Origin of the sequence: Mycobacterium sp. TY814 (genome assembly GCF_030755175.1) — a bacterium.
Lineage (GTDB): Bacteria > Actinomycetota > Actinomycetes > Mycobacteriales > Mycobacteriaceae > Mycobacterium.
In genome coordinates this window covers 1,379,881-1,405,417 of record NZ_JAUFRY010000002.1, presented here as the reverse complement: position 1 = coordinate 1,405,417, position 25,537 = coordinate 1,379,881, and the positions used below count along the sequence as shown (strand labels likewise).

The window sequence follows — 25,537 nt, the reverse complement described above, 5'->3', positions numbered from 1 at the left end:
ACGTCATCCCCCTCGGCATGCGATACAGTTTCAGGCGAGATTGTAACGGCGGTAAAGCCATACGGAAACGGACGGGAGGGTGACGCTCCGAGCATGGGACACCCGTCGGGAGACGCGCGGACGGTCTTCACCTTCTGCCGCTACTGCCTGGCTGCCTGCGGCGTCGAGGTCACCGTCGAGGACAACCGGGTAACCAAGATCTCGGCTGACAAGCAGAACCCGCACAGCTGGCAGGATTTCTGCGCGAAGGGCCGCAATGCCGCCCAACTCGTCGAACATCCGCGCCGGATCCGCGCTCCGCTGCGGCGGGTGGGCGACCGGTACGTCGAATCAAGCTGGGAAGAAGCGATTTCCGACATCGCCGCCCGGATGACGGCACTGATCGACGCCGACGGCCCTGACGCCATCGGCGCCTATTACGGCAACCCCGCCGGATACTCGTCGTCGAATCTGATGTTCATGAACGGCTGGCTGGATGCGGTGGGCACCCAGAACCGTTACGCGGTGGGGTCGGTCGACCAGAACGCCGTGCACGTCGTCGCGGAGGCGATGTACGGCTCCTCGATCATGGTGCCCGTCTCCGACATCGACCGTTGCGACTACATCCTCCTGATCGGCGCCAATCCCGCAGTGAGCGCCTGGAACTGGCTGGAAAGCGTACCCGCCGGATGGCAGCGGGCACTGGCCCGCCAGCGGCAGGGCGCCACCATCGTCGTCGTCGATCCGCTGCGTACCGAATCCGCCGACAAGGCCGACGTCCATATCGCGGTACGCCCCGGTCAGGACTGGGCTCTGCTGCTGGCCATGGTGAAAGTCATTCTTGACCAACGCCTCGAACACCAAACCGACTGTGCGCAACTGACCACCGGCATGGCTGCCCTTCGGGCACTGGTGGCCGAAGCCGACCTGGACGACCTGGCCCTGCGGTGCGATGTGCCGCGCCCGCAAATCGAAACGATCGCAAGGGAATTCGCTACCGCACCAGCCGCTATGGCGGTGACACGGACCGGCGTCTCGCTGCATCTGACCGGAACGGTGGGTGAATGGCTCGGCCAGGTGCTCAACGTCATCACCGGACGCATGGACCGCCCCGGTGGCCGGCGTTTCGAACCCGGCTATCTGGATGCGATAAGGCTGGCCTCCGCCATCAAGCCGTCCGATCACCGCAGCAGGCTGACCGGCCGCCCGATGGTGGCAGGTGTGCACGCGTTGAGCGAACTGCCCGCTCAGATCACCACACCCGGCCCGGGACAGATCCGAGCCCTACTGATCAATGCCGGCAACCCGGTGATCTCCGGTCCGGACGGGTCCGCCCTGGACGACGCCCTGGCACAGCTCGACCTGCTGGTGGTCATCGACATGGTTCAGCGCGAAAGCCACCGCCACGCGCACTGGTTGCTGCCTGCGGTGCACTGGCTCGAACGCGATGATCTGCTCGCGCTCACCAGCAGTCTGCATGACGAGCCCTACCTGCAATATGGCCGGCGGGCGGTCGAACCACCGGCGGGAGCGCATGAGGCGTGGCGGATCTTCGTCGATCTGACGCTGGCCATGAAGCTCCCGCTGTTCGGCGTCAAGGGCCTCAACGCGTTCATCAAAGCCAGCCGGCGACTGGCACGCCTCACCGGTCGCCCGGCCCTAGAATTCTCACCCCGCTGGGTCAACCGGCTGCTGCTGCTCATGTCGCGAAAGGTCAACGGCCGCAAGCTGAAGTGGCGCGATGTGGTTGCTGACCAGCACGGCATGGTGCTCGGCCCGCGCGAATACGGCCACTTCAAGGACGCGCTGCGCACTCCCGACAAGCGGGTGCACATCGCGCCGCCCGCCCTGGTTGCCCGCGCCCGTGACCTGCTTGCCGCACCTGCACCCGAAGCGCCTCGCGGGTACCCGTTCCAACTCGGCAACCGCCGCCATCGCCATTCGATGAACTCCTTCCTGAACGAGTTACCCGGTCTGCATCCCGGCGGCAAGGGCAGCGTCGCGCTCATCCACCCCGCCGACGCAGCCGACCTCGGCATCGCCGATGGCGATATGGTGCGGGTGCACTCCCCTGCCGGCGCTGTCGAGGTGCGGGCATCGTTGAGTGACCGGCCCCGGCGTGGGCTTCTCGTCATGGCACACGGTTGGGGTTCGCGCGTCTTCGACCCGCACGGCACGGCGGCACCTCAGATCTTCGGCGTGAATCGCAACCTGCTGATCGATGGCGAACCGGTGGATCCGTTGTCCCAGACGCCGGCGATGAGTTCTAGCTATGTGGCGGTGGAACCGGTATCTGCGGACACGCCGACCGACATCACCGAGAGCCGGCACCCGTCCGGACCGGTACGCCACGCGTGATCAACGCCGGTGACGACGGCGGTGTCACCGGCTTCCAGCGGATGCGCGCCGTCGTCCAATATCAGCTCCACCGAGCCGGATAGCACGAGATCGAGGTCTACAGTGTCGGTGTGGTGCATCGAAAAGGCCACGCCGGGGCCGTAATCGATGATCTTCCAGTTGATGGTGCCGGGCGGGACGCCCAGGTCGAGGGTGTCGGCGCTGCGACCACCAGGAGAGATCGCGGGGGCCGACGGCGTCGCATAGAGCACGGAGAACAGGATGCCCTCGAAACCCGGGAAGCCATCCAGCGTGACCGGGCCGTCCTGCTCCGCACACGATCGGCCGGTCGCGTCGACCCCGGTGATCAGCAGCCGTCCCGCGGGTGCAGACAGCGGACCTTGCGACCCTTCCGGCAGTGAGACGAAGTTGCGTGCTGACTCCTCTGACATGCGTTAGGACTCTAGCCGCAGCAACCTCAACTACCGGCTGCTTCCAGCAGCGCGTCGGCGGCGACGCGACCGAGTTCGTTCGCGGCCAGCGGGCTGTCGCCGGTGATCAATTTGCGGTCCTGGTGGGTTTTGCCGGTCATGTTGTCGTTGAGGATGGTCAGGCCCTGCTTGCCCAATCGGTCGGCGAGCAGCCAAGTCAATCGTCCTGGCAGATAACCCATGTCGATGTTGGCACCGGAGTCCAGCGCATCGGGAAATACGCACACCGAGTAGCCCGTGAAGGGCGATTCCTGCCCGTCCAACGCGGCCGCGAGCAGTGCCGCCGGGCCGTGGCACAACGTGACGATGAATCTGTCGTTGGTCAGTGCCCATTGCAGCGTCTGTCCTACCGCGGGGCTGTCCGGCAGGCCGATCATCGCGCCGTGGCCGCCCGGGATGAACACGGCAAGGTAGTCCGAATCGGAGCCCAGGTCGTTGGCCACCACCTCGGAAAGTTTCTTCGGCTGCTTGAACTTGGGTTTGAGCGCTTCGTAGGTGGCCAGTACGGCGTCGTCCTCGCGCGGCATGGCCCACAGCTCCAGCTTGACCGGATAGCCGGTGACCGTGGCGACGTCGACCTCGAAACCCGTCTCCATCAGGTGGTGCAGTGGCAGCAATGTCTCGACGGGATGGTTGCCGGTGGAGAACATCTTGCCGTTCTCCAGCAGGAGGTAACGCTCCTCGGTGGCAATCACCAGCACCTTCCACCGTCCCTCGGTGTAGGCGCCCGGATGCGCCACGCCGTCGAAGTCGGTTTTGGGCTGCGTGTACTCGCTCAAGGAGTACGGCGACGGAAAGAACGCGTTGTCCTCGGCGTCGTCTGGGGTGGGGTCTTTACTCAAGTCATCGGTCATGCTCACAAGCTGCCCCTGTAGGTCGCCGGCTAAACGCCGCTCAGTCGGCAGGCGCACGACGCGCGGATCGGCACATCGGCGCGCGCGGCGGCCAGGGAGAGCTGCTGGCCGATGATCACCGCTTCCTGGTGACGCCCCAACCGCTGCAGACACTCGTGGTAGCCGTGCAGACTCCACACGTTGCCCGGATGCTGGCAACACCGCGCCAGCGTGGGGTCCAGCCCCAGATCAGCGGCGTACACCGCCGCGGCCTCTTCGACGTGGCCCTGCTCGAGCAGCAGCGCGCCGTAGGCATGCCGGGTGGGTTGCATCCAGCCCCACGGCTCGTCGTACGGCAACCCGTCGTCGAGTTCGACGGCATGCCGCAGATACCTGAAGGCTTCGTCGAAAGATCCTTCCCTATAAGCGATCTCGCCGTCGAGCATGGCGTCTGCCACCGCAAGGATGTCGCGACTGGTGTTGTTGAACAGAGACCGGGATTCCGGGATCCGCGCGTAGGCCTCGGCAAACGCCTCGCGCTCGGCATGCGCTTGAACCAGCCGTCCGCTAGCCGCGAAGGCGACGCCACGCCCGTAATGGACCGTCGTCGCGGTGGTGCAGTATAAATCCGGGTCGGCCGGCAACGGCTGGGCGATCAAGTCGTCCCACCGGCCGAACCGCACCAGCACATGGGTTCGCAACGGAACGAACGCCTCAAGCCAGTCCGCCATCGGCGGCGACGCAACGGCGAGCAATTCGGGCGTCAGCTGCCCGGCCAGTTCGTCGGCGGCCTGCAATGCAATTTGCGATTGCCCCTGAAACATCGCCGAATACACGATGAAGTGCAGATCGTGCGCGCGGTAGAGCGAATAGAAGTTCAGCGCGCCCTCGCGCTCCACAAAACGCCGATCTGCTTGTACTGCAGCGCTATTGGCAACTATGGAGCTGCGATAGTCGCCGCACAGCACATCGATGTGACTCGGCATGTGTTGCAGATGCCCCGCGTCAGGCACCAGGCCGCGCAGCAGGTCCGCTGCCGGCAGGGCCGCTTCGGGCGTCGCCGACATCTCCATCGTGTGCAGGTACAGGTGCAGTATCCCCGGGTGGGCACGACCCCGGGGCCCGGCCAGGGCATCCTCCAGGATCCGCCGGGCCTCCAGGGCACGAGAGCCCTCCGCGGGTTGGCCGGTGGCGGTGTCCCACAGGGCCCAGGCCGTGACGTTGACCAGCGCGTCGGCGGCCAGGGCCTGCACGTCGATGTCGCCGGGAAAATCTGCGGCCAACGCCGTCATCGCGTCGGCATAAGCGAGCCGTCCTGCGTCCAGGTCCTCCGAAAACCGTGAGCGCAGGGCTGCAATCAGTCCCTGCTCGACATCGCTCGCCCGCCCCTGGGTGGCCGCCGCGAGTTCCGCACGGGCACGGGACAGTGATGCCGCCAGGTCGACCGGATCGAAGGCGTCCCATGCCTTGTTGTAATTGGGCCCAACCGAATACGCGATGCCCCACCGCGCGATGGCCAGATCGGGGTCATGATCGAGGGCACGCTCGAAGCACCGGATCGCCTCTTCATGGTTGAAGGCGTAGGCCCAGATCAGGCCGCGGTCAAACCACAGCTGCGCTTGCGGCGCAACGGTGTCGACCGGGCGGTGATAACTGCCGAGGTCGAAGTACGGCGGCTCGGAGGTCACGGGATGGTGAGGGCGATCTTGCCGACATGTTCGCCGGCCCGCATCACCCGCAGCGCCTCATCGAGTTGGTCCCAGCCGAATACGTGGCTGATGTGCGGCTTGATCTCAGCCTTCGCGATCACCTCGCACACTTCCCGGTGCGTGCGCACGCTGCCGACGGTGATCCCGATGATGCGCAGGTTGTTCAGCATCACCTCGGCGACAGCGATGGGCGTCATGTCGAATCCGCTGAGCACACCGATCACCGCGATCGTGCCGGCCATCCGCGTCGAATGCAGCGACTGGGCCAGGGTGGCGGGTCCGCCGAGCTCGACCACGAGGTTTGCGCCGCGGCCGTCGGTGAGCCTTTTCACCTCCGCGTCCCACCCCGGGGTGGTGCGGTAGTTGATCAAATGCGTTGCGCCCAAATCGGACCCGACCTTGAGCTTGTCGTCCGAGGACGACGTCAGAATGGTGGTGGCGCCCAGTGTCTGCGCCAGTTGCACGGCGAAAAGCGATACGCCACCGGTGCCCTGGGTCACCACCACGTCACCCGCGCCGATATTGCCCTCTCGCAGTGCCGCCCAGGCCGTGACAGCGGCACACGGAATCGTTGCGGCCTCGACGTCGCTGAGGTGCTCGGGCGTGGGGACAACGCCAGTGGCCTCTGCGACGCGGTACTGCTGCAGCCACCCGTCGCAACTGTCACCCGGCAACTCGCGTTTGTTCTCCGGCGTCGGCGGGCCGTCCTGCCAGCCGGGGTTGAAGGCTCCCATAACGCGCTGCCCGACGCGCAGATCTTGGACGTCGGGGCCGACGGCGACCACCTCACCGGCTCCGTCGCTCATCGGCACTCGCGGCCAGGGCCCGGGTAGCAGGCCCATCAAGTTGACGTTGTCGTGGAAGTTCAGACTCGAGGCGTTGACCTTGATCAGCACCTGTCCCGGTCCGGCTTCGCCCACCGGCCGCTCCTCGGCGACCGGCGCGATGCCGGGCCCGTTCATCACCATGGCCTGCTGACGATCGGGGATGTTCATGCGCCGACTACCTCCTGGTCGATCCGGTTGTGCCGCCGATCCGCTCGACGATAATCCGCCGCGCGGCACGGCCTTCGGGGGTGGGGGTCAAGGGGTAGACGTGAATGAGTCCCGGCTGTTCGTAGTACTCGATGTCGACGCCCGCGGCCGCGGCTTTCTCGGCCAACAATCGCGCGTCGGGATTCAAGATGTCGCGGGTGCCGCTGAATACGGTCAAGGGGCCAAGACCGGTCAGGTCGGCAGCCAGTGGACTGACCCGGGGATCGTCGACGGGCAGGTCGCCCCGCCAGCGCTCGGCGTAGACATGCAGCGCATCGCGGCCCAGCCACGGGTCCGTCGGCTCGACCGACGCGATGTCCGGGTTGCCCAGCGAAAGGTCCAGCGCGGGCGAGATCAGCACCGTCGCGGGAATGGCCATGCCATGATCGTCGCGCAGCATCAACGCCGCCGACAAGGCCATCTGACCGCCGGCAGAGTCCCCTGCCAGACACACGTCGGCGTGCTGAGCCGCCATGTCGACGATTTCGGGCAGCACGTCGGCAGCGGTCGCGGTCGGCAACAACGGATAGATCGGCACGACCACCGTAGCGCCCGCCTGGTGGGCAATCTGTGCTGCCAATTGCCAATGCGCACTGGTGATTTCGTTGACCCAGCCGCCGCCGTGCAGGTAGATGACGGTGAGTTCGGGCGCCGACCCCAGCGGTGTCAACGTGTAGATCGGCCAGCCCGATCGATGCTCCAGCGTGATGTCGACCTTGGGCCGCAACCGCGGTGGCGGCCCGAACGGTACCGGGTGCAGGGCGCGTTGTTCCAGGTGTGCCAGGGCGGCCTGCGCACTGGCGTACGGTCGATGCCTACCCGTCAGGTGAAGCAGTGTGGGCATCGCCCGGCTTCTCCAGCTGGTCATCGCTCGACCCTATCCCGGGCAGCGGCTCCCACTCCCGGGCCACCGATCCGGTCCAGTGCGGCGGTCGGCGTTGCAGAAACGCCTCGACGCCCTCGCGTGCATCCGGACTTCCCATCACCCGGTGATGGAGCTGCGTTTCCAGCGCGGCCACCTGGCGCGGCGTGTAGCCCCTGCTGATGGTGTCCCAGAGCAGTCGCTTACTCAGCGCCGCCGACATGGGTGCCACGTTGACCGCGATGTCGCGCGCCACGGCCAGCGCATGGTCCAGCACCTGCGGTCCGGGCAAGGCGCGGGACGCGAGCCCGAGAGCGACCGCCTCCTGCCCGTCGATGGTGCGGCCGGTCAAGAGCAACTCGGCCGCGACGGCGCCGCCCACCAGGTGCGGCAACGTCCAGTGCGACATGCAGTCCGGAATGACACCCCGCCGCACCTGCGCCACAGCGTATTTGGCGTCCTCGGCCACGAACCGGATGTCGGCCTGCAAGGCGATGGTCAGCCCGATTCCGACGGCATGGCCGTTGACCGCCGCGATCACCGGGGTGCGCAGTTCGAACGCCGCTGGGTCGGTGGGTGAGGCGGTGAACTCTTCCGCCGCTGGCGCGTCGAAAGGACTTGTCGGCGCGGCGAAGTCGGCGCCCGCACAGAACGTGTCGCCGGCGCCGGTGAGCACGATCGCGCGCACCGCGTCGTCGTCGTCACAGTCGCGGTAGGCCTGGTTGAGCAGGGCACCCATCTGCGCGGTATAGGCGTTGCGCCGCTCCGGCCGGTTCAGGGTGAGCACGGCGACACCGTCGGCGATTGCCACGGTGAGATCGGCTCCCATCCGAGCGAACTTACCGGGTTGGTCAGGGCTGAGATCGCAGGCACTATCGTGGGCGCATGAGAGAGCAGCCGCAATGAGTGTCCAGTCTTTGGACACCGACTACCTCGTCATCGGTGCCGGCGCCATGGGGATGGCGTTCACCGACACCGTCATCACCGAATCAGACGCGCGCGTCGTCATCGTCGACCGGGCTCACCAACCGGGTGGACACTGGACCACGGCGTATCCGTTCGTGCGTTTGCACCAGCCGTCGGCGTACTACGGCGTCAATTCAAGGGCATTGGGCAACAACACCATTGACATCGTCGGCTGGAATGAGGGGCTGAACGAACTGGCCCCCGTCGGCGAGGTCTGCGCCTACTTCGACGCCGTCATGCAGCAGCAGTTCCTGCCCTCCGGGCGCGTCGAGTACTTCCCGATGTCGGAGTATCTGGGCGACGGCCGGTTCCGCACCCTCGGCGGCGCCGAGTACCTCGTCAACGTCCGGCAGCGCATCGTCGACGCCAGCTACCTGCGCGCCATCGTGCCGTCGATGCGGCCCGCGCCGTATCCCGTCGCTCCGGGCATCGACTGCATCCCCCCGAACGACTTGCCCAAATTCGCCGCACGGGACCGCTACGTCGTCATCGGCGCCGGCAAGACCGGCATGGATGTGTGCCTGTGGTTGCTGCGGCAGGGCATTGACGCGGACCGCCTGACCTGGATCAAACCACGCGATTCATGGCTGATGGATCGGGCGACGCTGCAACCGGGTCCAACGTTCATCAAGCGATTCCGGGACAACTACGGCGCGACCCTCGAGGCCATCGAGGCCGCCGTCTCGATCGAGGATCTCTTCGATCGACTGGAAGCGGCCGGCACGTTGCTTCGCCTGGACCCCTCGGTGCGGCCACGCATGTACCGCTGCGCGACGGTGTCCCAACCAGAGTTCGAGCAACTGCGCCGCATCGAGGATGTGGTCAGAATGGGTCACGTCCAGCGCATCGAGCCCACGGCCGTCGTGCTCGACGAAGGCACGGTCACCTCCTCGCCCTCGGCGCTCTATATCGACTGCACCGCCGACGGGGCACCCGAACGTCCCGCAACGCCGGTTTTCGACGACGGCCGGTTGACCCTGCAGGCGGTGCGCGGCTGTCAGCAGGTGTTCAGCGCCGCGTTCATTGCCCACGTGGAGTTCGCCTACGACGGCGACGCAGTGAAAAACGAACTCTGCCCACCGATTCCGCACCCCGACCGTGATGTCGACTGGCTCCGCCTGACTCACTCGGATCTGCGCAATTTCGCGCGGTGGCTCGACGACCCCGAGTTGACCGACTGGCTCAGTTCGGCGCGGTTGAACCTGCTTGCCGAGCTGCTGCCACCGTTGTCACACAAGCCGCGCTTGCGGGACCGCGTGGTGTCGATGTTCCAGAAGAAGCTGGACACTGCCAGCGAGCAGCTTGAAAAACTGATGAGTGAAGCCTGAAGGAGTAGGCGTGCCTCATAATCCCGAGGTGGATGCACCGCTCGTGCCCGTGCCCGATGACGGTTACGTTTACCAAACCCGTTGGCAATTAGCCACATCCGACATCGACGAGCACCGCAGGCTGCGGCTGGACGGGGTCGCGCGCTACATCCAGGAGGTGGGCGCCCAACATCTGGCCGACGCGGGGCTGGCCGAGGTTCATCCGCACTGGATCGTGCTGCGCACCGTGGTCGACGTCCTGGAGCCGATCGAGATCCCCAGTGAGATCACGTTTCGCCGCTGGTGCGCGGGCCTTTCCAGTCGGTGGTGTGACATGCGGGTGCAACTCGTGGGCGACCAGGGCGGCCGCATCGAGACCCAGGGCTTCTGGATCTGCATGAACAAGGACACCTTGACGCCGTCGCGGCTCACCGACTACTGCATCGAGCGCTTCGGCAGTACGACGGACAATCATCGGCTCAAGTGGCGCCCGTGGGTCACCGAACACGTCCAAGCCGCCACCGATACCCCGTTTCCCCTGCGCCGCACCGATATCGACCTCTTCGAGCACGTCAACAACACCATCTACTGGCATGGCGTACACGAAATCCTGGCCCATTACCCCGAATTGGAGAACAACCCGTATCGGGCCGTACTGGAGTACCGCAGTCCCATCAAGTACGGCGAAGAGTTGACCATCCGTTCCGAACACAGCGGCGACGCGGTGCGCATGGATTTCACTGTCGGCGAGGATGTGCGCGCGGCAGCCCTGGTGCGCAAGATCTAGTCGCGGTCAATCCATTTCAGCTGTGCCGCGCTGTGGTGTTCCCCGGCCGCCGGCGTGAGACCGTCGAGTCTGGCCAGCTGTTCGGCGGACAACTCGACGGCATCGGCTCCGACGTTCTCCTCGAGGCGTGCAACTCGCTTGGTGCCGGGGATGGGAACGATGTCCGGCCCCTTTGCCAGCAACCAGGCCAGCGCGACCTGTGCCGGCGTGGCGCCGACGTCGCCGGCGATGTCGCGAAGCTCATCGGCACTGCGCAGATTGTGCTCGAAGTTCTCGGCGGCGAACCGCGGATTTGACTTGCGGAAGTCGGTGTCGGGAATCCCGTCGGTGGAACGGATCGCCCCGGTCAGGAAGCCGCGGCCCAACGGCGAATAGGCGACGAACCCGATGCGCAGTTCGCGCAGTGCCGGAAGCACCGCGTCTTCGGGATCCCGCGTCCACAGCGAGTATTCGGACTGCACAGCGGTGATGGGGTGCACCGCGTGGGCGCGCCGGATGGTCTGCGCACCGACTTCGGAGAGACCGATGTGCCGGATCTTGCCGGCCTGCACCAACTCTGCGAGAGCCCCGACCGTGTCCTCGATCGGGGTGTCGCGGTCCAGGCGGTGTTGATAGTAGAGATCGATGTGATCGGTCTGCAGGCGCTGCAGTGAACCGTCCACCGCGATGCGGACATTGGCCGGACTGCTGTCGAGGCCGTTGCGGCCGGTGTGAGAGATCATGCCGAACTTGCTCGCCAGCACCACGCCGTCCCGACGGTCGCGCAAAGCGCGGGCGAGCAGTTCCTCGTTGGCGTACGGGCCGTACACCTCGGCGGTGTCGATCAATGTCACGCCGAGATCCAGAGCGCGGTGGATCGTGCGGATCGATTCGTCGTCGTCGCTGCCGGCGCCGGCATAGGCCACCGACATCCCCATAGCGCCCAGGCCGAGCCGTCCGACTGTCAGATCCGCAAGCCGCGCTGGTCTCATAGAAGTCATTGTGCCGGGTACCCTCGCGCTGATGAATGATCGGGAGTCCGCACGACCGGCGCGCAATGTCGCGGTGGATTTCCTGCGGGCATCAGGGGTGGTCCTGATCGTGCTGGGGCACTGGCTGGCGTCGTCGGTGACCTATCACGACGGCCGCTTCGGCCGCCAGAATCCGCTCGTCGATCAGCCGTGGACGCAATGGTTGACGTGGGGTTTCCAGGCGGTCCCCACCTTCTTCATGGTGGCCGGGTACGCGACCGCGGTGTCCTGGGCGCACCGGGGCGACGACGAAGGCTTCTCACGGCAGAACTGGCTGCGGCACCGGTTGGCGCGGGTCCTGGGACCGACGGCGGTCTACGTCGGGGTGATTCTGGCTTTGGTGGCCGCGCTGCAGCTTACGGGCATGCCCGGCTCGGTGGTGCGGTACGCGGGCTGGGCCGTGGCAATGCAATTGTGGTTCCTGGCGGTCTATGTGGTGGTGGTGTCGTCGACGCCCATTGCGCTTGCTGCACAACGCCGTTGGGGGCTATGGGCGGTGGTGGCACTGGCCCTCGGGGCAGTTGTCGTCGACGTCGCCGCAGTGGCGTACCACGTGCCCCACGTCGGCCTGCTGAACTACCTGTTGTGCTGGGGTGCGTTCTACCAACTCGGAATCGCCTGGCATGCCGGGCAGCTGTCCGGACTTCGGCCGGTCGTGCTGGCTGCGGGGTCGGTCACGGTGCTGGCACTGTTGGTCGCATGGGGGCACTACCCGGTCAGCATGATCGGCGTGCCGGGCCAGCAGGTGCAGAACACGACGCCACCCACTGTGGCTTTGCTGGTCTTCGGCTGCGCCCAGATCGGCATTGCCACCGCGCTGGTTCCGGCCCTGAATCGGGCGTTGCGTCCGCCCGGGCTGCAACGGGTGGTGTCGATCGCCAACGACAACGTGATGGCGCTGTACCTGTGGCACATGGTGCCGGTCGTACTGGTCGCCGTCGTCGGCTACCCGGCCGGGTTGTTTCCGCAGCCGCCGGAGGGGACCGCGGCCTGGTGGCTGTTCCGGCTGGAGTGGACCGGCATCCTCATCGTTGTCACCGCCGCTGAGATAGCGCTGTTGTACTGGGGCCGAAGATTTTTCGCCGCGCCGCTACCGATGCTGACCACGCCGGTGCCCGAACGCTGGACCACACCGGCGCTGCTGGCCGGAGCCGGAATGACGACCTACGCCCTGGCGTGTTTCGCGGCCGACGGCTTCGCACCCGACGGTCGATTCCCCTGGGCTCGTGCGCTGATTTTCGGTACCGGGGCGGTACTCATCACCGTTAGGGCCAGAAGACCATCAGATCGGTGACCTATGGCCCATCCGCGGGCGTCCTCGGCTACTTAACCTCCGAGGCGAAGCGGAAGGAGCGGTGGCATGGCGACCCGCGGTACGCATCTCGGCATCGTCGTGGGCGTCGACGGTTCGCCCGGCTCCGCGATTGCCGTCCAGTGGGCCGCCTACGACGCGGCTCTGCGCGACGTGCCGCTTACCCTCGCCCACGCCGCCCGGACGCGCAGCCAGCGTGAGCGCGGACTACAGGTGCTCGACCAGGCCCTGCGGACGGTATCTGCCCGGGTTCGGGTGCGATGCGAAATGCCCTGTGCTACTCCCGTTTTTGCGTTGGCCGACCTGTCGGAGCACGCCGAACTGGTGGTGGTCGGCTGCCCCGGAGGTGGCGCACCTGGGGAATGTCAGTTCTGTTCGGTCAGTTCGACCCTGATCCATCACGCCCACTGCCCGGTCGTCGTCATCCACGATGACGTCCAGCTCAGCCCGGAAACCCTCGCGGCTCCGGTGCTGGTGGGCATCGACGCCTCGTCAGAGGCCGGGTCGCTCATGGAGATCGCGTTCGAGGAAGCCTCAGCACGCGGCGTGGGACTGGTGGCCCTCCATACTTGCGAGGCCTGCAACGGCCTCGACGAGACCAGCCCCGCGCTTGCCGGCTGGACCGATCGCTACCCGGACGTCACGGTCCACCAGGTGGCCGCACTCACCGACCCGGTGCAGCAACTCGTGGATCACGCCGAGAAAGCTCAGCTTGTGGTGGTGGACACTCAGGGCAACGGCGGATTCGCGGCGATGTTGTTCGGCCCGGGAGTTGCCGGCACGGTGACCCATGTGCCGATCATCGTGGCGAGGGCGTCGCCGGCCAGAGCGGGTTCCTAATCTGCGGCGAAGTCCGGCAACGGCCGTTGACATATGGCGTGCGCCTCCTCGGCAGACAGTCCGAACAGGCGCAGCACGCTCTCGGTTGCGGCGTCGGCGGCCTGCGCCCCGTCCCGCTCCGGGTCGTTGCGCAGCAGTGCTCCCAGACCCAACAGCGCGCCACCGGCCATGGCCAGCGAGAACTCCGGATCGTCGGTCTTGAACCGGCCGGCAGCCGCGGCCGCCTTGATGTCCCGCAGCGCCCGAGGCGCAAGACCGCGGTCCGACCACAGCAGCGCCGGGCCGTTGGCCAGCAGGATCTCGCTTTCCTGCGGCCGCTGGCGAAACATCCGGCCGGTCAGGCGGAAGCTGGTCGCGAACGTCTCCGCCGGATCCTCGATGGCCTCGGTCAAGCGGTCCAGCAGCGCCCCGTGGGCGTCGAGCACATCGGCGACCGCGGCCTCGAACAGCTGCTCCTTGCTGTCGAAGTGGTTGTAGAAGGATCCCATCCCGACGTCTGCGGCCTGAGTGATCTCCAGGACAGGCACGTTGACCTTGCCTTCGGCGATGAGTCGCTGAGCTGCCTTGACCAGCGCCGAACGGGTGCGTTGTTTGCGTCGCTCCAGGCGGCTCACGCTGTCAGCTGACATCGTCACTCCAGCAGTATGCCTCAGATTTGAGGAATTCGTCAGAAACCTTGACTCGGCCTCCGCGAGTATGTGACGATTTCGTCAGTTACTAATGAGAGACGGTGATGGAAGTGCTCGAATCCCCGACCGAACCGCACCGCGGCTTGCACAGCGAGCAGGGTGCCCGACCCGCCGAACATCCCGGCCGATCCCGGAATCCGGTGATCAAAGTTGCCGACCTCGCTTGGTTGGAGTTCGAAAAGCCCGACCTCGCCCGTTGTGAGGCGTTCGCGCGGGCCTTCGGCTTTCAGACGGCGCATCGCGGGCCCAACGAGATTGCCTTACGGGGCACCAACTCCGGTGCGCCCTGCGTGATCGTGCGTCGTGGCCAACGCTCACGATTCACCGGGGTGGCATTTCGCGCTCATGACGAGGTGGATGTGTTGCGACTGGCCGACAAATCCGGTCTCACCGCCCACTCGTTGCCGGAAGCCCTCGGAGGAATGTCGGTCGACCTGCTCGACCCCACCGGCATTCCGGTGCGGGTGGTCGCCGGCATGCACGAACTGCCGGAACTGCCCAGCCAGCAGCCACCGGTCTTCAATTTCGGACGGGAAACGCTGCGTATCAACGCCACTCAGCGTCCGCCCCGAGTACCGGCACGGGTACAGCGGCTGGGTCATCTGGTGCTGCAATCGACGAAGTATCTGCAATCGCTGAACTGGTACCTGGACAACCTCGGGATGATCGTCAGCGACTTCCAGTATTTCCCGGGTCAGCGCGAGCGCGGGCCGACTATGAGCTTCATCCGGTGCGACCGGGGGGCGACGCCGGCCGATCACCACACGTTGGCGTTGGCGCTGGGCCCGGCCAACCGCTACCTGCATTCGGCTTACCAGGTCAGTGATCTCGATTCGCTCGCCGCCGGTGGCGAGTACCTCAGGGAGCGTGGCTATGTGCGTTCGTGGGGAATCGGCCGGCATATCCAGGGCAGTCAGATCTTCGACTATTGGCGCGATCCGGACGGTTTCCTGGTCGAACACTTCACCGACGGCGACATGTTCGACAACACACTGGAGCCCGGCTGGGCACCGCTGACCGCTTCGGGCCTCGCTCAGTGGGGCCCCCCGGCGACCCGGGACTTCCTCGGTACCGACCCCAAATCGGCCCGCCACGAGGTGGTTTCGATGATCGGCGCGCTCCGGCAACGCAATGAGTTCGACTTCAACCGCATGATTGGTCTACTGAAAGTGGCTGGCGCATGACCATTTCCGTACTGCACACCAACGACGGCTGGTGGGTGGAGACCCCTACCGGCGCTGCCAGGATCGACACCACCGCAACCAGCACCGCACAGCTGCTGTCCGATCGGGCGGCGATCGAGGCTGCCGTGACGGCTACCGACACCGTCCCGGTCGAGACCCTGGACCTGGTGTCGCCGGTGACCAGGCCGTGCCGGGTGGTCGCCCAAATGACGAACTTCGAGTCGCACGTCAAGGACGCGGGCATGGACCCGACGTCGATTCCGCTGACCTTCTTCCGCAAGGCATCTGCCTCGATCTGCGCACCCTTCGCCGACATCGTCAAGCCCGCGCACGTTCAGTTGCTCGACTACGAGGTGGAGATCGGGCTGGTGATCGGACGCCCGATCGCCGTCGGCACCAGCATTTCCGACAGTAATCTGGCCGACTTCATCGCCGGGCTGGTCGTCACGAATGATGTGTCTGCCCGCGACATTCAGCTTCCGCAGACCCAGTTCTACGAAGCCAAGTCGTATCCGACGTTCACGCCGGTCGGCCCGCGGCTGGTGTTGCTGAGCGCCGATGAACTCAAGCGCTTCGGTGATCTGCGGCTGCGGCTGCGGGTCAATGGTCAGGAGCGCCAGAACGCCCTCGTGGAGGGCGACATGCTCTACCGGCCCCTGCAGGCGCTGCAGTCGCTCACCCAGTTTCAGGAGTTGGCGCCGGGCGACCTGATACTCACCGGTACGCCGGTCGGCACCGCGCTGAGCGCCCCGTCCAAGCCGGTGGAGATCATCGGGAACCTGCTACCGCCGGCCGTCAAGTGGAAGGCGTTCTTCAAGCGGCAAGCGGGCAACCCCAAGTACTTGCAGCACGGTGACATCGTCGAAGCGTCGGTAGCCACCGACGACGGTGCCATCGACCTCGGAACTCAGCGCAATCCCGTCAGATACGCATGAGCACCCGGGCAATTCGGCGCGTCCCCGTCGTCATCGTGGGCGCCGGGCCAACCGGCATCACCGCCGCCACGCTGCTGGCGCAGTACGGAGTTCCCAGTCTGATCCTCGAACGCTGGCCGGGGGTGTACCCGCAGCCCCGCGCGGTGCATCTCGACGACGAAATCTACCGGGTGATCGCGCGTCTAGGCATTGCCGAGGAATTCGCGGCGATATCCCGGCCCACGCTGGGACTGCGACTGCTGGACAACCGCTTCGCCGTGCTGGCCGAATTCCATCGCGACCCCGCGCAAAGCGTGCACGGCCACCCCCAGGCCAACATGTTCGACCAACCGGAACTCGAGGCCCTGTTGCGGACCAACCTCGAGCACTATCCGGCTGCCGAATTGCGCGGCAATTCGGACGTCACCGCGATCGCCATTCGCGGCGATGGTGCGCGCGTCACCTTCACCGACCGGACCGACGGAACGGTTCATCAGGTCGATGCCGACTACCTGTTGGGCTGCGACGGCGCCAACAGTCGAGTGCGCACTGAGATCGGTTCGACCATGCGGGATTTGAAGTTCGAGCAACGGTGGCTGGTCGTCGACGTCGCTACCGAGGCAGACCTCAGGCAGTGGGACGGCGTCTACCAGATCTGCGACCCGGCCCGCGCCGGAACCTACATGCGCATCGGAGAATCCCGCTACCGCTGGGAGTTTCGCCTGCTGGCCGGCGAGAACGCCGGAGACTTCAACACCTTGAGCAGACTCCGGCCGCTGATCGATCCGTGGACCCGGCATCTACCCGACGAAGAACTCACTCTGTTGCGGGTCGCCGAGTACACCTTTCGTGCCCAGATCGCGGATCGATGGCGTCGTGACAACGTCTTCATCCTCGGTGACGCCGCGCACCTCACTCCCCCGTTCATCGGGCAGGGCATGGGCGCCGGTCTACGCGACGCAATGAACCTCAGCTGGAAGATCGCCGCGGTGTGCAATGGGACGCTGCCGGCTCAGATTCTGGACACCTATCAACAGGAGCGTAAACCCCACTGCCGCGCCCTGATTCGTTTGGCGCTCACCGTCGGCTGGTCGATGACCGGCGGTGGCCGGCTCGGAGATCTGACCCGGCGCGCCATTCTGCCCCGAGCCGGCATCATTCCGGGGTTGCGCAAGAGAATCGTGGATTCGGCTACGCCCGCACTGCGCAGTTCTGCCCTGGTTCAGAAATCCCGCCGGCCGTGGGAACTCGCCGGGAAATTGTGCCCCAATCCGTTGCTGGAAAACGGCAAACGTCTCGACGACATCGCCGGCACCGGCTTCGCTCTGATCAGCCGGATCCCAGTCGAGGCGGCTACCGAGACGTTGTTGCGCGAGAGAAGCGTTCCGATCATCGCGGCGGAGCCGGGCGGGCCCCTGGATTCGTGGCTGCGCCACGGGCGGGCTTCGGCCGCACTTATCAGACCCGACCGGACGGTGATGCGCGCCGGTCGCGACGCGACGCTAGTCGCGGGGGCGGCGGTGGCACTGCCCACACCGGAAAGGTGTCCGTAGCCGGCGCACCCTCCTCGCGCCGCGGGGCGCTAACGAAATCCCAAGACATTAAACGAAGTTCGGCGTACAAGGTGAGCCAGCCCACAGGTTTGAGGCTGCGGTGCCCCGGAAACACTGTGGCTGCGGGGGGATCCCAGGAATGACGCGGATGTTGGTCCTGACCTCTGTTGGCTGAGCGCAGCCGAGCGCGGCGCGCAGTCGCCATGCAAGTGAGCAAGTAATGCAGGAGGAATCCATGTCGGACAAGAGTGGCCCGCAAGAGGGCGTCGAAGGCGTCGTCGAGGGCGTTAAGGGCAAGGCGAAGGAAGTCATCGGCGCAGTGACGGGCCGTGACGACGTGAAGCGTGAGGGCCAGGCCCAGCAGGACAAGGCCGACGCTCAGCGTGACGCGGCCAAGAAGGAAGCCGAAGCGGAAGCGGCTCGCGGTGGAGCCGAGGCCGCCGAGGAGCGCCAGAAGGCCAACCAGTAGCTTGACGCGAGAATGGGCCCAGGCCGGTAACGGGCTGGGCCCATTCGCTTGTCTACGGACTGTTTCCGCGCGGAAAGCTTGCCGAAAGCGCGTGTTATTCCTGCGCCGCCAGCGCGGCGATCCTGGTCTGCTCGATGTTGGCCAGCAACTTCTCGGCATTCTCGAAAACCTGTGCGGCACCGGCGTCCTGCAACTCCGAGGCCGACACCCCACCGCTGAGCACACCGATACAGGACAGTTTCGCGCGCGCGCATGCTTCGGCGTCCCAGATCGCATCGCCGACGAAGACGGCACGCTCGGCGGTGACCCCGGCTCGGTCCAGCGCGACTTCGATGATGTCGGGCTTGGGCTTAGCGGTGTCCACGTCTGCCGAGGAGGTGACCGCGGCGACCAGCTCGTCACAGTCCAGGACCTTGCGCAGCAGTTTCAGTTCGTCGTCCGGAGCCGAGGTCGCCAGAACGACTTTCAACCCCAGATCCGCCACCCGGCGCAGCAACGCGCGGGCTCCTGGCAGCGGATGTAGCAGCGACGCCACTTCCCGGTAGTACCGAGAATGCAACTCCTTCAACTGCTTCTGAACGTCCTCCGGCGCATTGTCGGACAGCGACTTCACCAGCGTCGAACCGTCCATGCCGATGGACCGGTGGATACGCCAGGTCTCCACATCGATGCCGACTTCACCGAACGCCCGCTGCCAGGCGTCGATGTGCAGATAGTTGGAGTCAACCAGGGTGCCGTCGATGTCGAACAACACCGCGGCATCGCGTCGATTGGCGGCCAACGTCAGAACAGAATCGCGATAGCAGCGAAGTCGGCGGCCAACAGGCCCAGCGCGACCACCGGAACAATCCAGCCTCTGCGCCGCAGTGCGGTGAAGAACGAGGCGATGATCGTCAGGCCGGCGATCACCGGGGCACCGTAGAAGAGCACACCGTAAAGGACGCCGCCCGGCCCCAGGTCGGGACATTGGGCGGTGCTGCACGCGGCCATACTCATGGCCGCGCCGACCGCGAAGATCATGATCAACGCCGCAGCCGGCACGGTCAGCGCCGCCAGTATCCAATTCAGCACGCCGCGGCGGCCACGCCCGTGAGCGGCCGTCGGCTCCGGTGTCGCTGGGTCTACCCGCGTGGTTTCCTCGCTGCGCACACTCATCGATTTCGACTACCCAGGCTGATTGTCCCGAAACATAGCCGCCAGCCGGGTGCTTGCGGTGCGCAGGTCTTCGACGAAGGACGCGTAATTGTCTCGGCGCCGTTCGCTGCGATCACGTAGCAACGCCGATGGATGGATCGTCGCCGTCAGCATTGGTTCAGGCTCGACGTCGAGTAGTGGTCGAAGCCATTCTCCGCGATGGGCGGTAACGCGAAATGTATTGCCGAGCAACGACTGCGCTGCTGTCGCACCAAGGCACACCACAACCTGCGGTTTCACCGACTCGATTTCGGCGATCAGCCATGGCCGGCAGGCGACGACTTCGATGCGGCCCGGCTTCTCATGAATACGGCGCTGACCCACTCGTTTGAACTTGAAATGCTTGACGGCGTTGGTCTGGTACGTGAGCGCGGGGTCGATCTCGGCGTCCTGAAGCGCCTGCGCCAGCAATCGGCCCGCCGGTCCGACGAAGGGAAGTCCTTGCTGGTCCTCATAATCGCCAGGCTGTTCGCCGACGAGCATCAGCGGCGCATCGGGTTTGCCGTGGCCGAAGACGGCCTGCGTAGCGTCTTCGAACAGGGCGCAGCCGCGGCAGTCAATCGCCGCGCGTCGCAGCGAGCTCAGCCGCCGATCAGCGGGTAGGAACTGCTGCGCACCGGGTTGCTCAGCTCCTTTGCGCACGGCGATTGTATTTCTTGATCGCTTCCACCAATTCGGATTTCGTCATCGTCGAGCGGCCACGAACCTGCAGCCGGCGCGCAATGTCCAGCAGGTGCTTCTTGCTGGCGTTGGCATCCACACCTTCCTGCGTCGGCAACGGGTTGTTCAGGCCGCCACGTTCGGCGTGCTCATCAGACGGGCCCTTCTCGTCCTTGGCTTCCCAATGGTCGCCGACTTTCTCGAAACTGTGCTTGACGGCGGCATAGGCCACTCGGTGAGCGCGCTCCTCGCTGTCGTACTGCTCGGCAGCCGCATCGTGCGCCTTGGCGAACGTTCGCTGCGCTTTTGCACTCGACCGCCTTAGCGTGCTGGGCAATTCGTCCTTCTTCGCGGCACCGCTCTTGCTGGTCTTCGGCACGACATCACCTCAGGATTCAGAAATTCTAGGATTCTCGGCCCATTGCTGCGCTATCGCATAACCGAGCTGGAGAAAGTCTGCCCCGGTCAGCGCGGTGAACGTGCCGGCGACCATGCGGGTGAACCGGGGTGCAAACACCAGGCCGATCACGAACGCGGTTGCCACCCACATATCGAGACAGAAGGGGCAGGTCATCAATTCACCCATGCTGTGCCGGAACTGGCTTTCGTTGCGCGTCTCCTCGTGCACCTCAGCCGGTCCGCCGGTACCCGCGTAGCGCGTGAAGGGCGCACGCAACGGGCTTGTCACAGCGTCCTTGGTCAGGGTTCGAGACAGCTTGTGGGTGCCGAGCGTGACGGTGATCAGATCCTGCACGTTCCAACGCGCAGGCAGCCGGCGGCCGGTGACCACAGCCACCAGCGTCGTCGCGGCTACCAGCGTGCTGTAGATCGACAACACGGCCAGATAGCCGGCGAGCGGGCGGGAATTGTCGCCGCGGTACTCTTCGGCCTCCTGCCGAGCGCGATCTGCCACACCGGCGCCGTTCTGCTCAGTGGCTAGTTCGGTCATGAAACTCCTTGCGGGCGTTCGGGCGGCGCGCGCTACTGCTCATAGGGCGGGTAGCGCTGCGCCTGCAGTGTGCGGGCCAGATGTGCCGCGTTTCGAGCCGCGGCGGCTGTTGCCGAGGCGATTTGGTCGGGCACTTCGTCGAGGTCGTTGTAGTCGGTTGCCTCCATGGCGGGACCATTCCAATAGGTGCAGCCCTGCGCCGGAATGCTGAATCCGATGTCGTTGAGCGCCTGGAACAGATCGGCCACCACTTTGTGCGCCCCGTCCTCGTTGCCCACCACGCCGACGATGGCGACCTTTCCGACCATCGCCGGTGTGCCGTTGTCGTCGGTGTTGGACAGTTCGGCATCCAAGCGTTCCAGCACGCGCTGGGTAACGCTGGACGCATGTCCCAGCCAGATCGGCGTGCTGACGAGCAGGATGTCCGCGTCGAGTACCTTGCGCCGGATATCCGGCCACTGGTCTCCCGCGCCCATGTCGTCCTCGACACCCGGCGCGATGTTGTAGTCGACACACCGAATCAGTTCGCATCCGACATCGGACTTTTTCAATTCGCCGACAACATGTTCGGCGATCAGCTGGCTGCTCGAGGCGGCCGGACTGGGCTTGAGACTGCACACCAGGCCGACGGCACGCAAGGGCTGATCACTCATGGCAAATCCATACCCGGCATATGGACCGATAAACCGGGTATGCCGCCCCGATGAACCAGTCAGAGGCCCCGTTGCTGGACGCACTGCGCGACTATCACCGCCGCGACCGTTACGGTTTCACACCGCCAGGCCACCGGAGCGCAGGCGGGCATGACGCTCCCCGACCCCGCAGATCCGACGGCCCAGCAGTTTCGCGTGGTCGCCTAGCCTTTGCGGGGCGGAGACTTCCGCGTCTTCGAATTCTCCTCCACAGCAGCACTTTTCACGGCACCGCGCAACGTCCTGTTGGCAGATCGAAGGTCGCTGTTGGCGGCTGACAGTTCAGCATTGTCGTCCTCGAGGCTGAGGATGCGGGCGATACCGGCGAGATTGACACCGGCGTCGACCAATTCGCTGATGCGTCGCAATCGGGCCAGGTCGTCGGCGCTGTAGCGGCGCGTTCCGCCATTGCTGCGGGCCGGAGTTATCAGTCCGTAGCGTTCGTAAAGCCGGAGTGACTGCACGGCGACGCCGGAGAGTTCAGCGGCAACCGAGATCCCGTACACGCCGTGATCGGACGCCGGCGTGCCCACGTCGGCTGAACGATCAGTCATCGGGGCATCTCCTCAGCTCTTACTAGAAAACCTATCTACCATACTTGCGCTCAGCTGTCGATAGTGTTATAAGAAATCTATGTCATGAGACATAGAAAACCACGCTCAGAACAGGAGATTGGAGTACAGACGTGACTGCCATGCTGATGCGTACCGACCCGTTCCGTGAACTGGACCGATTCGCCCAGCAAGTGCTCGGGACAGCCGCACGTCCAGCGGTCATGCCGATGGACGCCTGGCGCGAAGGGGAAGAGTTTGTCGTCGAATTCGACCTGCCCGGTATCGAAGCCGATTCGCTGGACATCGACATCGAACGCAATGTGGTCACAGTGCGTGCCGAACGACCGGGGGTCGACCCCAACCGCGAGATGCTGGCCTCGGAAAGGCCTCGCGGAGTGTTCAGCCGCCAATTGGTCCTCGGGGAGAATCTCGACACCGATCGGATCGCCGCCTCGTACGACGAGGGGGTGCTGAGGTTGCGGGTACCGGTGGCCGAGAAGGCCAAGCCCCGCAAGATCTCCGTCGGCCGTAGCGAGAACCGCGAAGCCATCAACGTCTGATCGGCGGTGAATGGGCGGCGGCCGCGGCGGAGTTCACCTAATGCCCGGCCGCCCGCCCGTCACCGCGTTGCCTGACGAGAGCAGATCGCGAAAGATTTCCGCTGCGTGCAGCGCGTTGTCCCGGCGTGGCCGGAATCCGATCAATTACTCCTGACGGCGCATACCCGGGTGACCGGACCCTGGCTTCTTCAGCTCGACGTACCTTCGGTGTCGTCGAAGAACGCCCACTCGCCATCGGCGTTCACCTCCATGCGCCAACCCAATTCGGAATTGTCGGCGCGAGAGTCGACGAACCATGCGTGCGCGTCCTCGGCGCTTTCAATCTCTTTCGTGTCAACGACTTCGCCGCGTGGGTCGATCACTCTGTATTCAGCCATACGCCTTGGGTTTCCCCAGCGCCCGCTTTTCAACCGCGCTAAGCCCGCGCGACGATCACCGGCATCCGGGCAGAGTGCACGATTGCGTTGCTGACCGAGCCCAGGAGCATGCCGGATACCGCACCCCGGCCGTGGCTACCCACCACGACCAGCTGCGCCGACTCAGAGCGTGCGACGAGCTGTCGCGCTGGGCGATCACATACGACCACCCGGCATACCTTGACGTCGGGATAGGTTTCCTGCCAACCCGCCAGGCGCTCGGCGAGGGTGATTTCGGCTTCCGCCTTCACCTTGTCCCAGTCCAATCCGGGGAGCTCTACAACTTCGAGGTCGTTCCACGCGTGCAACGCGATCAGCTCGACACCTCGGCGGGAGGCCTCGTCGAATGCCACTGCGGTAGCGGCCTCCGACGCGGGTGATCCGTCGATGCCGAGCAGGACGGGAGCACGGAGCGGGTGCGGCATCAGCGGATCTTCGTCGTGGATGATCGCGACCGGGCAGTGCGCGTGCCGCACCAAGCTGGCACTCACAGAACCGAGCAGCAACCGAGCCACCGCTCCCCTGCCGGCGGATCCGAGTACCAGAATGGCGGCGTCCTTTGACATTTCGGTCATCGCGGACACCGGGGTGGCGTGCACCAGCTCGGTATTGATCGTCAGTTTGCGGTCGGTCAGCGCCGCCTCTTCGGCGATTTTGACGGCCTCGGCGACGACCTTGCGCCCCTCGTCTTCCTGCCATACCGCCCATGTCTCGGGGTACGGCATCGGCGGCCATGTCGCTACGTCGGTGTTGACGACGTGGGCGACCGTCAACGGGAGGTGCTTCATTTCGGCGTCGCGAGCCGCCCACACGACGGCAGCGTTGGAGGCCGGCGAGCCGTCCACGCCGACGAGGATGCCCAGGCGCTTGTCGGCTCCTGTTGCTGCTGCGGTCATTTCGTTGTACCTCCGGTTAGGAGCAGTTGGCCGGCATTGCTGCGATCATCGGTGTGTCGACGCCGATTCGTCCGAGGGCACTGGCGCCGCCCGGCGTTCCCAGGGGGGCGTCCCGGCCCGGCAGAATCTGCTGGAAGAACGCGGCGTTGTCGTCGAGGAACTGCAGCTCGTCGTCCGGGAGGTCGCCTTCCCAGTGAATGGCGTCGACGCGGCAGGCCGGTTTGCATGCGCCACAGTCAACGCACTCTTCGGGGTTGATGTACATCGTTCGGGCGCCTTCATATATGCAGTCAACGGGGCATTCCTGCACGCAGGACTTTTCAGCCACGTCCAAGCATTCCTTGCCGATCACATAGGTCATGCCTCCACGCTATAAAGCGTTCGCCGCCAAAGGCGTCGGTCGAAAGCCACTTGCGGCAGGGACCAAAGGCCCTTCTCGGCTACGAACGGGTAACGATCACCGGCACTTTGGCCGAGTGGACCACCGCGGAGCTCACCGAACCAAGCAGCATTCCCGGGAACCCGCCGCGCCCCCGGCTTCCGACGACCACCAGCTGCGCCCGCTCGGACGCGTCGAGCAGCCATTTAGCCGGCGTGTCGCATACCAGGGACCGCTGCACGTGGACGTCCGGGTATTGCTCCTGCCAACCGGCGAGGCGTTCAGCGAGCACCTCTTGTCCCTGATTTTCCCGGTCCTGCCAATCCATCCCGAGTACGGGGAACACGCCGACGTCACTCCATGCGTGCAAGGCAATCAAGTCAACACCGCGCCGGGATGCCTCGTCGAAGGCCAGGGCCGTCGCGGCTTCTGATGCCGGTGAACCGTCGATACCGACGACCACCGCGCCCTGCGGTTCCGGGACGGCGTCCTCGCCGGAGCGGATGACTGCCACCGGGCAATGGGCGTGCTGGACGAGCGCCGAACTGACCGAACCCAACAACAGGCGACCCAACGCACCGATCCCCTGGCTTCCGACGACCACCATCTGGGCCTGCCTGGAAGCTTCAATGAGTGCAGATACCGCATTGGCATAGACGATTTCGGCTTGGACGACAGGCGCACCGTCGAGGCCCTCCGACGCTGTCCGGGCCGTCTCCCGGGCGTGCGCAACGACACTGTCCGCGATGTCACTCTGCCAGTCGGGCATCTCCTTATACAGCTGCCCGACCGGCCAACCGACGACGATCGGAGCGACTGCGTGAAACAGGGTGACCGGCACCCCGTGCAGCGCCGCCTCGCGGGTCGCCCAGTTTATGGCCGCGTCAGATTCCTCCGACCCGTCGACAGCCACCAGGATTCCGTATTTCGTTGTTTCCGCTGACATTCCATGCTCCTTGCC

At 65.4% G+C, this 25,537-nt stretch carries 29 protein-coding genes and 1 pseudogene; 11 read left to right on the top strand and 19 right to left on the bottom strand.

Annotation, left to right across the window (positions count from 1 at the left end; all coding sequences use genetic code 11):
* Nucleotides 1-93: 93 nt before the first annotated feature.
* Entirely contained in the window at nucleotides 94-2,337 is a 2,244-nt protein-coding gene (locus tag QXH22_RS19840; protein ID WP_306276731.1) for a molybdopterin-dependent oxidoreductase, read from the top strand.
* On the opposite strand, the gene QXH22_RS19835 is transcribed toward QXH22_RS19840, so the two are convergent.
* The 6 genes from QXH22_RS19835 to QXH22_RS19810 are packed head-to-tail and all read right to left on the bottom strand — an operon-like array spanning nucleotide 2,250 to nucleotide 8,074.
* Nucleotides 2,250-2,768, bottom strand: a complete 519-nt coding sequence (locus QXH22_RS19835) for a cupin domain-containing protein (RefSeq protein ID WP_306276730.1) — start codon at nucleotides 2,766-2,768, stop codon at nucleotides 2,250-2,252. The genes QXH22_RS19840 and QXH22_RS19835 overlap by 88 nt on opposite strands.
* 26 nt (nucleotides 2,769-2,794) lie before the next feature.
* Nucleotides 2,795-3,661, bottom strand: a complete 867-nt coding sequence (gene hchA / locus QXH22_RS19830; RefSeq protein WP_306276729.1) for a glyoxalase III HchA — start codon at nucleotides 3,659-3,661, stop codon at nucleotides 2,795-2,797.
* Nucleotides 3,662-3,690: 29 nt separating this feature from the next.
* Nucleotides 3,691-5,328, bottom strand: coding sequence for a tetratricopeptide repeat protein (locus tag QXH22_RS19825; RefSeq protein ID WP_306276728.1), 1,638 nt, complete (start codon nucleotides 5,326-5,328; stop codon nucleotides 3,691-3,693).
* Complete coding sequence (locus QXH22_RS19820) at nucleotides 5,325-6,344, bottom strand: NAD(P)-dependent alcohol dehydrogenase (RefSeq protein ID WP_306276727.1); 1,020 nt, start codon at nucleotides 6,342-6,344, stop codon at nucleotides 5,325-5,327. Before QXH22_RS19820 ends, QXH22_RS19825 begins: the two co-directional genes overlap by 4 nt.
* A gap of 7 nt (nucleotides 6,345-6,351) precedes the next feature.
* The gene (locus QXH22_RS19815; RefSeq protein WP_306276726.1) at nucleotides 6,352-7,227 is read right to left on the bottom strand and encodes an alpha/beta hydrolase; all 876 of its coding nucleotides are present in this window, start codon (nucleotides 7,225-7,227) and stop codon (nucleotides 6,352-6,354) included.
* Entirely contained in the window at nucleotides 7,199-8,074 is an 876-nt protein-coding gene (locus QXH22_RS19810; protein WP_306240192.1) for an enoyl-CoA hydratase/isomerase family protein, read from the bottom strand. The genes QXH22_RS19815 and QXH22_RS19810 overlap by 29 nt, the downstream gene beginning before the upstream one ends.
* Nucleotides 8,075-8,147: 73 nt before the next feature.
* Between QXH22_RS19810 and QXH22_RS19805 the strand changes: the two genes are divergently transcribed.
* Together QXH22_RS19805 and QXH22_RS19800 are read left to right on the top strand one after the other, a co-directional pair.
* Nucleotides 8,148-9,539, top strand: a complete 1,392-nt coding sequence (locus tag QXH22_RS19805; RefSeq protein WP_306240191.1) for an NAD(P)-binding protein — start codon at nucleotides 8,148-8,150, stop codon at nucleotides 9,537-9,539.
* A 10-nt stretch (nucleotides 9,540-9,549) separates the two neighbouring features.
* On the top strand, nucleotides 9,550-10,305 hold the full coding sequence (locus QXH22_RS19800; RefSeq protein ID WP_306276725.1) for an acyl-[acyl-carrier-protein] thioesterase: 756 nt from the start codon (nucleotides 9,550-9,552) through the stop codon (nucleotides 10,303-10,305).
* On the opposite strand, the gene QXH22_RS19795 is transcribed toward QXH22_RS19800, so the two are convergent.
* The gene (locus QXH22_RS19795; protein WP_306276724.1) at nucleotides 10,302-11,276 is read right to left on the bottom strand and encodes an aldo/keto reductase; all 975 of its coding nucleotides are present in this window, start codon (nucleotides 11,274-11,276) and stop codon (nucleotides 10,302-10,304) included. The two genes, QXH22_RS19800 and QXH22_RS19795, sit on opposite strands and share 4 nt — an antisense overlap.
* Before the next feature lie 31 nt (nucleotides 11,277-11,307).
* Between QXH22_RS19795 and QXH22_RS19790 the strand changes: the two genes are divergently transcribed.
* Both QXH22_RS19790 and QXH22_RS19785 read left to right on the top strand, forming a co-directional pair.
* A complete protein-coding gene (locus tag QXH22_RS19790; RefSeq protein ID WP_306276723.1) occupies nucleotides 11,308-12,609 on the top strand; it encodes an acyltransferase in 1,302 nt (433 codons plus the stop codon).
* A gap of 66 nt (nucleotides 12,610-12,675) precedes the next feature.
* Nucleotides 12,676-13,467, top strand: coding sequence for a universal stress protein (locus QXH22_RS19785; protein ID WP_306240187.1), 792 nt, complete (start codon nucleotides 12,676-12,678; stop codon nucleotides 13,465-13,467).
* Here QXH22_RS19785 and QXH22_RS19780 read toward each other — a convergent pair.
* Nucleotides 13,464-14,096: a TetR/AcrR family transcriptional regulator gene (locus QXH22_RS19780; protein ID WP_306244156.1), complete on the bottom strand. Its 633-nt coding sequence runs from the start codon at nucleotides 14,094-14,096 to the stop codon at nucleotides 13,464-13,466. The two genes, QXH22_RS19785 and QXH22_RS19780, sit on opposite strands and share 4 nt — an antisense overlap.
* Before the next feature lie 104 nt (nucleotides 14,097-14,200).
* Here QXH22_RS19780 and QXH22_RS19775 point away from each other — a divergent pair, with 104 nt between their 5' ends.
* The 4 genes from QXH22_RS19775 (at nucleotide 14,201) to QXH22_RS19760 (ending at nucleotide 18,276) form a co-directional block, all read left to right on the top strand.
* The gene (locus QXH22_RS19775) at nucleotides 14,201-15,340 is read left to right on the top strand and encodes a VOC family protein (RefSeq protein WP_306240186.1); all 1,140 of its coding nucleotides are present in this window, start codon (nucleotides 14,201-14,203) and stop codon (nucleotides 15,338-15,340) included.
* Nucleotides 15,337-16,275, top strand: coding sequence for a fumarylacetoacetate hydrolase family protein (locus QXH22_RS19770; protein WP_306276722.1), 939 nt, complete (start codon nucleotides 15,337-15,339; stop codon nucleotides 16,273-16,275). Before QXH22_RS19775 ends, QXH22_RS19770 begins: the two co-directional genes overlap by 4 nt.
* Entirely contained in the window at nucleotides 16,272-17,807 is a 1,536-nt protein-coding gene (locus tag QXH22_RS19765) for a bifunctional 3-(3-hydroxy-phenyl)propionate/3-hydroxycinnamic acid hydroxylase (protein ID WP_306276721.1), read from the top strand. The genes QXH22_RS19770 and QXH22_RS19765 overlap by 4 nt, the downstream gene beginning before the upstream one ends.
* A 235-nt stretch (nucleotides 17,808-18,042) precedes the next feature.
* Nucleotides 18,043-18,276, top strand: a complete 234-nt coding sequence (locus QXH22_RS19760) for a CsbD family protein (RefSeq protein ID WP_306240183.1) — start codon at nucleotides 18,043-18,045, stop codon at nucleotides 18,274-18,276.
* Between the two features lie 94 nt (nucleotides 18,277-18,370).
* Here the strand turns inward: QXH22_RS19760 and QXH22_RS19755 are convergent, their stop codons facing one another.
* From QXH22_RS19755 to QXH22_RS19730, 6 genes are read right to left on the bottom strand one after another with little or no spacing between them, the layout of a single operon-like run.
* On the bottom strand, nucleotides 18,371-19,063 hold the full coding sequence (locus QXH22_RS19755) for an HAD family hydrolase (protein WP_371934284.1): 693 nt from the start codon (nucleotides 19,061-19,063) through the stop codon (nucleotides 18,371-18,373).
* The gene (locus tag QXH22_RS19750) at nucleotides 19,060-19,431 is read right to left on the bottom strand and encodes a hypothetical protein (RefSeq protein ID WP_306240181.1); all 372 of its coding nucleotides are present in this window, start codon (nucleotides 19,429-19,431) and stop codon (nucleotides 19,060-19,062) included. Before QXH22_RS19750 ends, QXH22_RS19755 begins: the two co-directional genes overlap by 4 nt.
* 9 nt (nucleotides 19,432-19,440) lie before the next feature.
* On the bottom strand, nucleotides 19,441-20,112 hold the full coding sequence (locus QXH22_RS19745; RefSeq protein ID WP_306276719.1) for a UdgX family uracil-DNA binding protein: 672 nt from the start codon (nucleotides 20,110-20,112) through the stop codon (nucleotides 19,441-19,443).
* A complete protein-coding gene (locus tag QXH22_RS19740) occupies nucleotides 20,096-20,509 on the bottom strand; it encodes a ChaB family protein (protein WP_306240179.1) in 414 nt (137 codons plus the stop codon). The genes QXH22_RS19745 and QXH22_RS19740 overlap by 17 nt, the downstream gene beginning before the upstream one ends.
* Before the next feature lie 9 nt (nucleotides 20,510-20,518).
* Entirely contained in the window at nucleotides 20,519-21,079 is a 561-nt protein-coding gene (locus tag QXH22_RS19735; protein ID WP_306276718.1) for a DUF1360 domain-containing protein, read from the bottom strand.
* A 32-nt stretch (nucleotides 21,080-21,111) separates the two neighbouring features.
* Complete coding sequence (locus QXH22_RS19730) at nucleotides 21,112-21,732, bottom strand: flavodoxin family protein (protein ID WP_306276717.1); 621 nt, start codon at nucleotides 21,730-21,732, stop codon at nucleotides 21,112-21,114.
* 50 nt (nucleotides 21,733-21,782) lie between these two features.
* Between QXH22_RS19730 and QXH22_RS19725 the strand changes: the two are divergent.
* Nucleotides 21,783-21,887 (top strand): annotated as a pseudogene (locus tag QXH22_RS19725) (amino acid decarboxylase); the annotation flags it as partial.
* Between the two features lie 48 nt (nucleotides 21,888-21,935).
* On the opposite strand, the gene QXH22_RS19720 reads toward QXH22_RS19725, so the two are convergent.
* The gene (locus QXH22_RS19720; protein WP_306276716.1) at nucleotides 21,936-22,325 is read right to left on the bottom strand and encodes a helix-turn-helix transcriptional regulator; all 390 of its coding nucleotides are present in this window, start codon (nucleotides 22,323-22,325) and stop codon (nucleotides 21,936-21,938) included.
* Nucleotides 22,326-22,465: 140 nt separating this feature from the next.
* Here QXH22_RS19720 and QXH22_RS19715 point away from each other — a divergent pair, with 140 nt between their 5' ends.
* Nucleotides 22,466-22,885 (top strand): Hsp20/alpha crystallin family protein, encoded by a 420-nt coding sequence (locus QXH22_RS19715; RefSeq protein WP_306276935.1) that lies wholly within the window; start codon nucleotides 22,466-22,468, stop codon nucleotides 22,883-22,885.
* 188 nt (nucleotides 22,886-23,073) lie between these two features.
* Here the strand turns inward: QXH22_RS19715 and QXH22_RS19710 are convergent, their stop codons facing one another.
* The 4 genes from QXH22_RS19710 to QXH22_RS19695 all read right to left on the bottom strand — a co-directional run bounded on the left by QXH22_RS19710 (nucleotide 23,074) and on the right by QXH22_RS19695 (nucleotide 25,522).
* A complete protein-coding gene (locus QXH22_RS19710; protein WP_306240173.1) occupies nucleotides 23,074-23,262 on the bottom strand; it encodes a hypothetical protein in 189 nt (62 codons plus the stop codon).
* 38 nt (nucleotides 23,263-23,300) lie between these two features.
* Nucleotides 23,301-24,197, bottom strand: a complete 897-nt coding sequence (locus tag QXH22_RS19705) for a universal stress protein (protein ID WP_306276715.1) — start codon at nucleotides 24,195-24,197, stop codon at nucleotides 23,301-23,303.
* Nucleotides 24,198-24,213: 16 nt separating this feature from the next.
* Nucleotides 24,214-24,558 carry a ferredoxin gene (gene fdxA, locus QXH22_RS19700; RefSeq protein ID WP_306276714.1) on the bottom strand — a complete coding sequence of 115 codons (345 nt, stop codon included), beginning with the start codon at nucleotides 24,556-24,558 and terminating at the stop codon, nucleotides 24,214-24,216.
* A 79-nt stretch (nucleotides 24,559-24,637) separates the two neighbouring features.
* A complete protein-coding gene (locus QXH22_RS19695; RefSeq protein WP_306240169.1) occupies nucleotides 24,638-25,522 on the bottom strand; it encodes a universal stress protein in 885 nt (294 codons plus the stop codon).
* Between the last annotated feature and the right edge of the window lie 15 nt (nucleotides 25,523-25,537).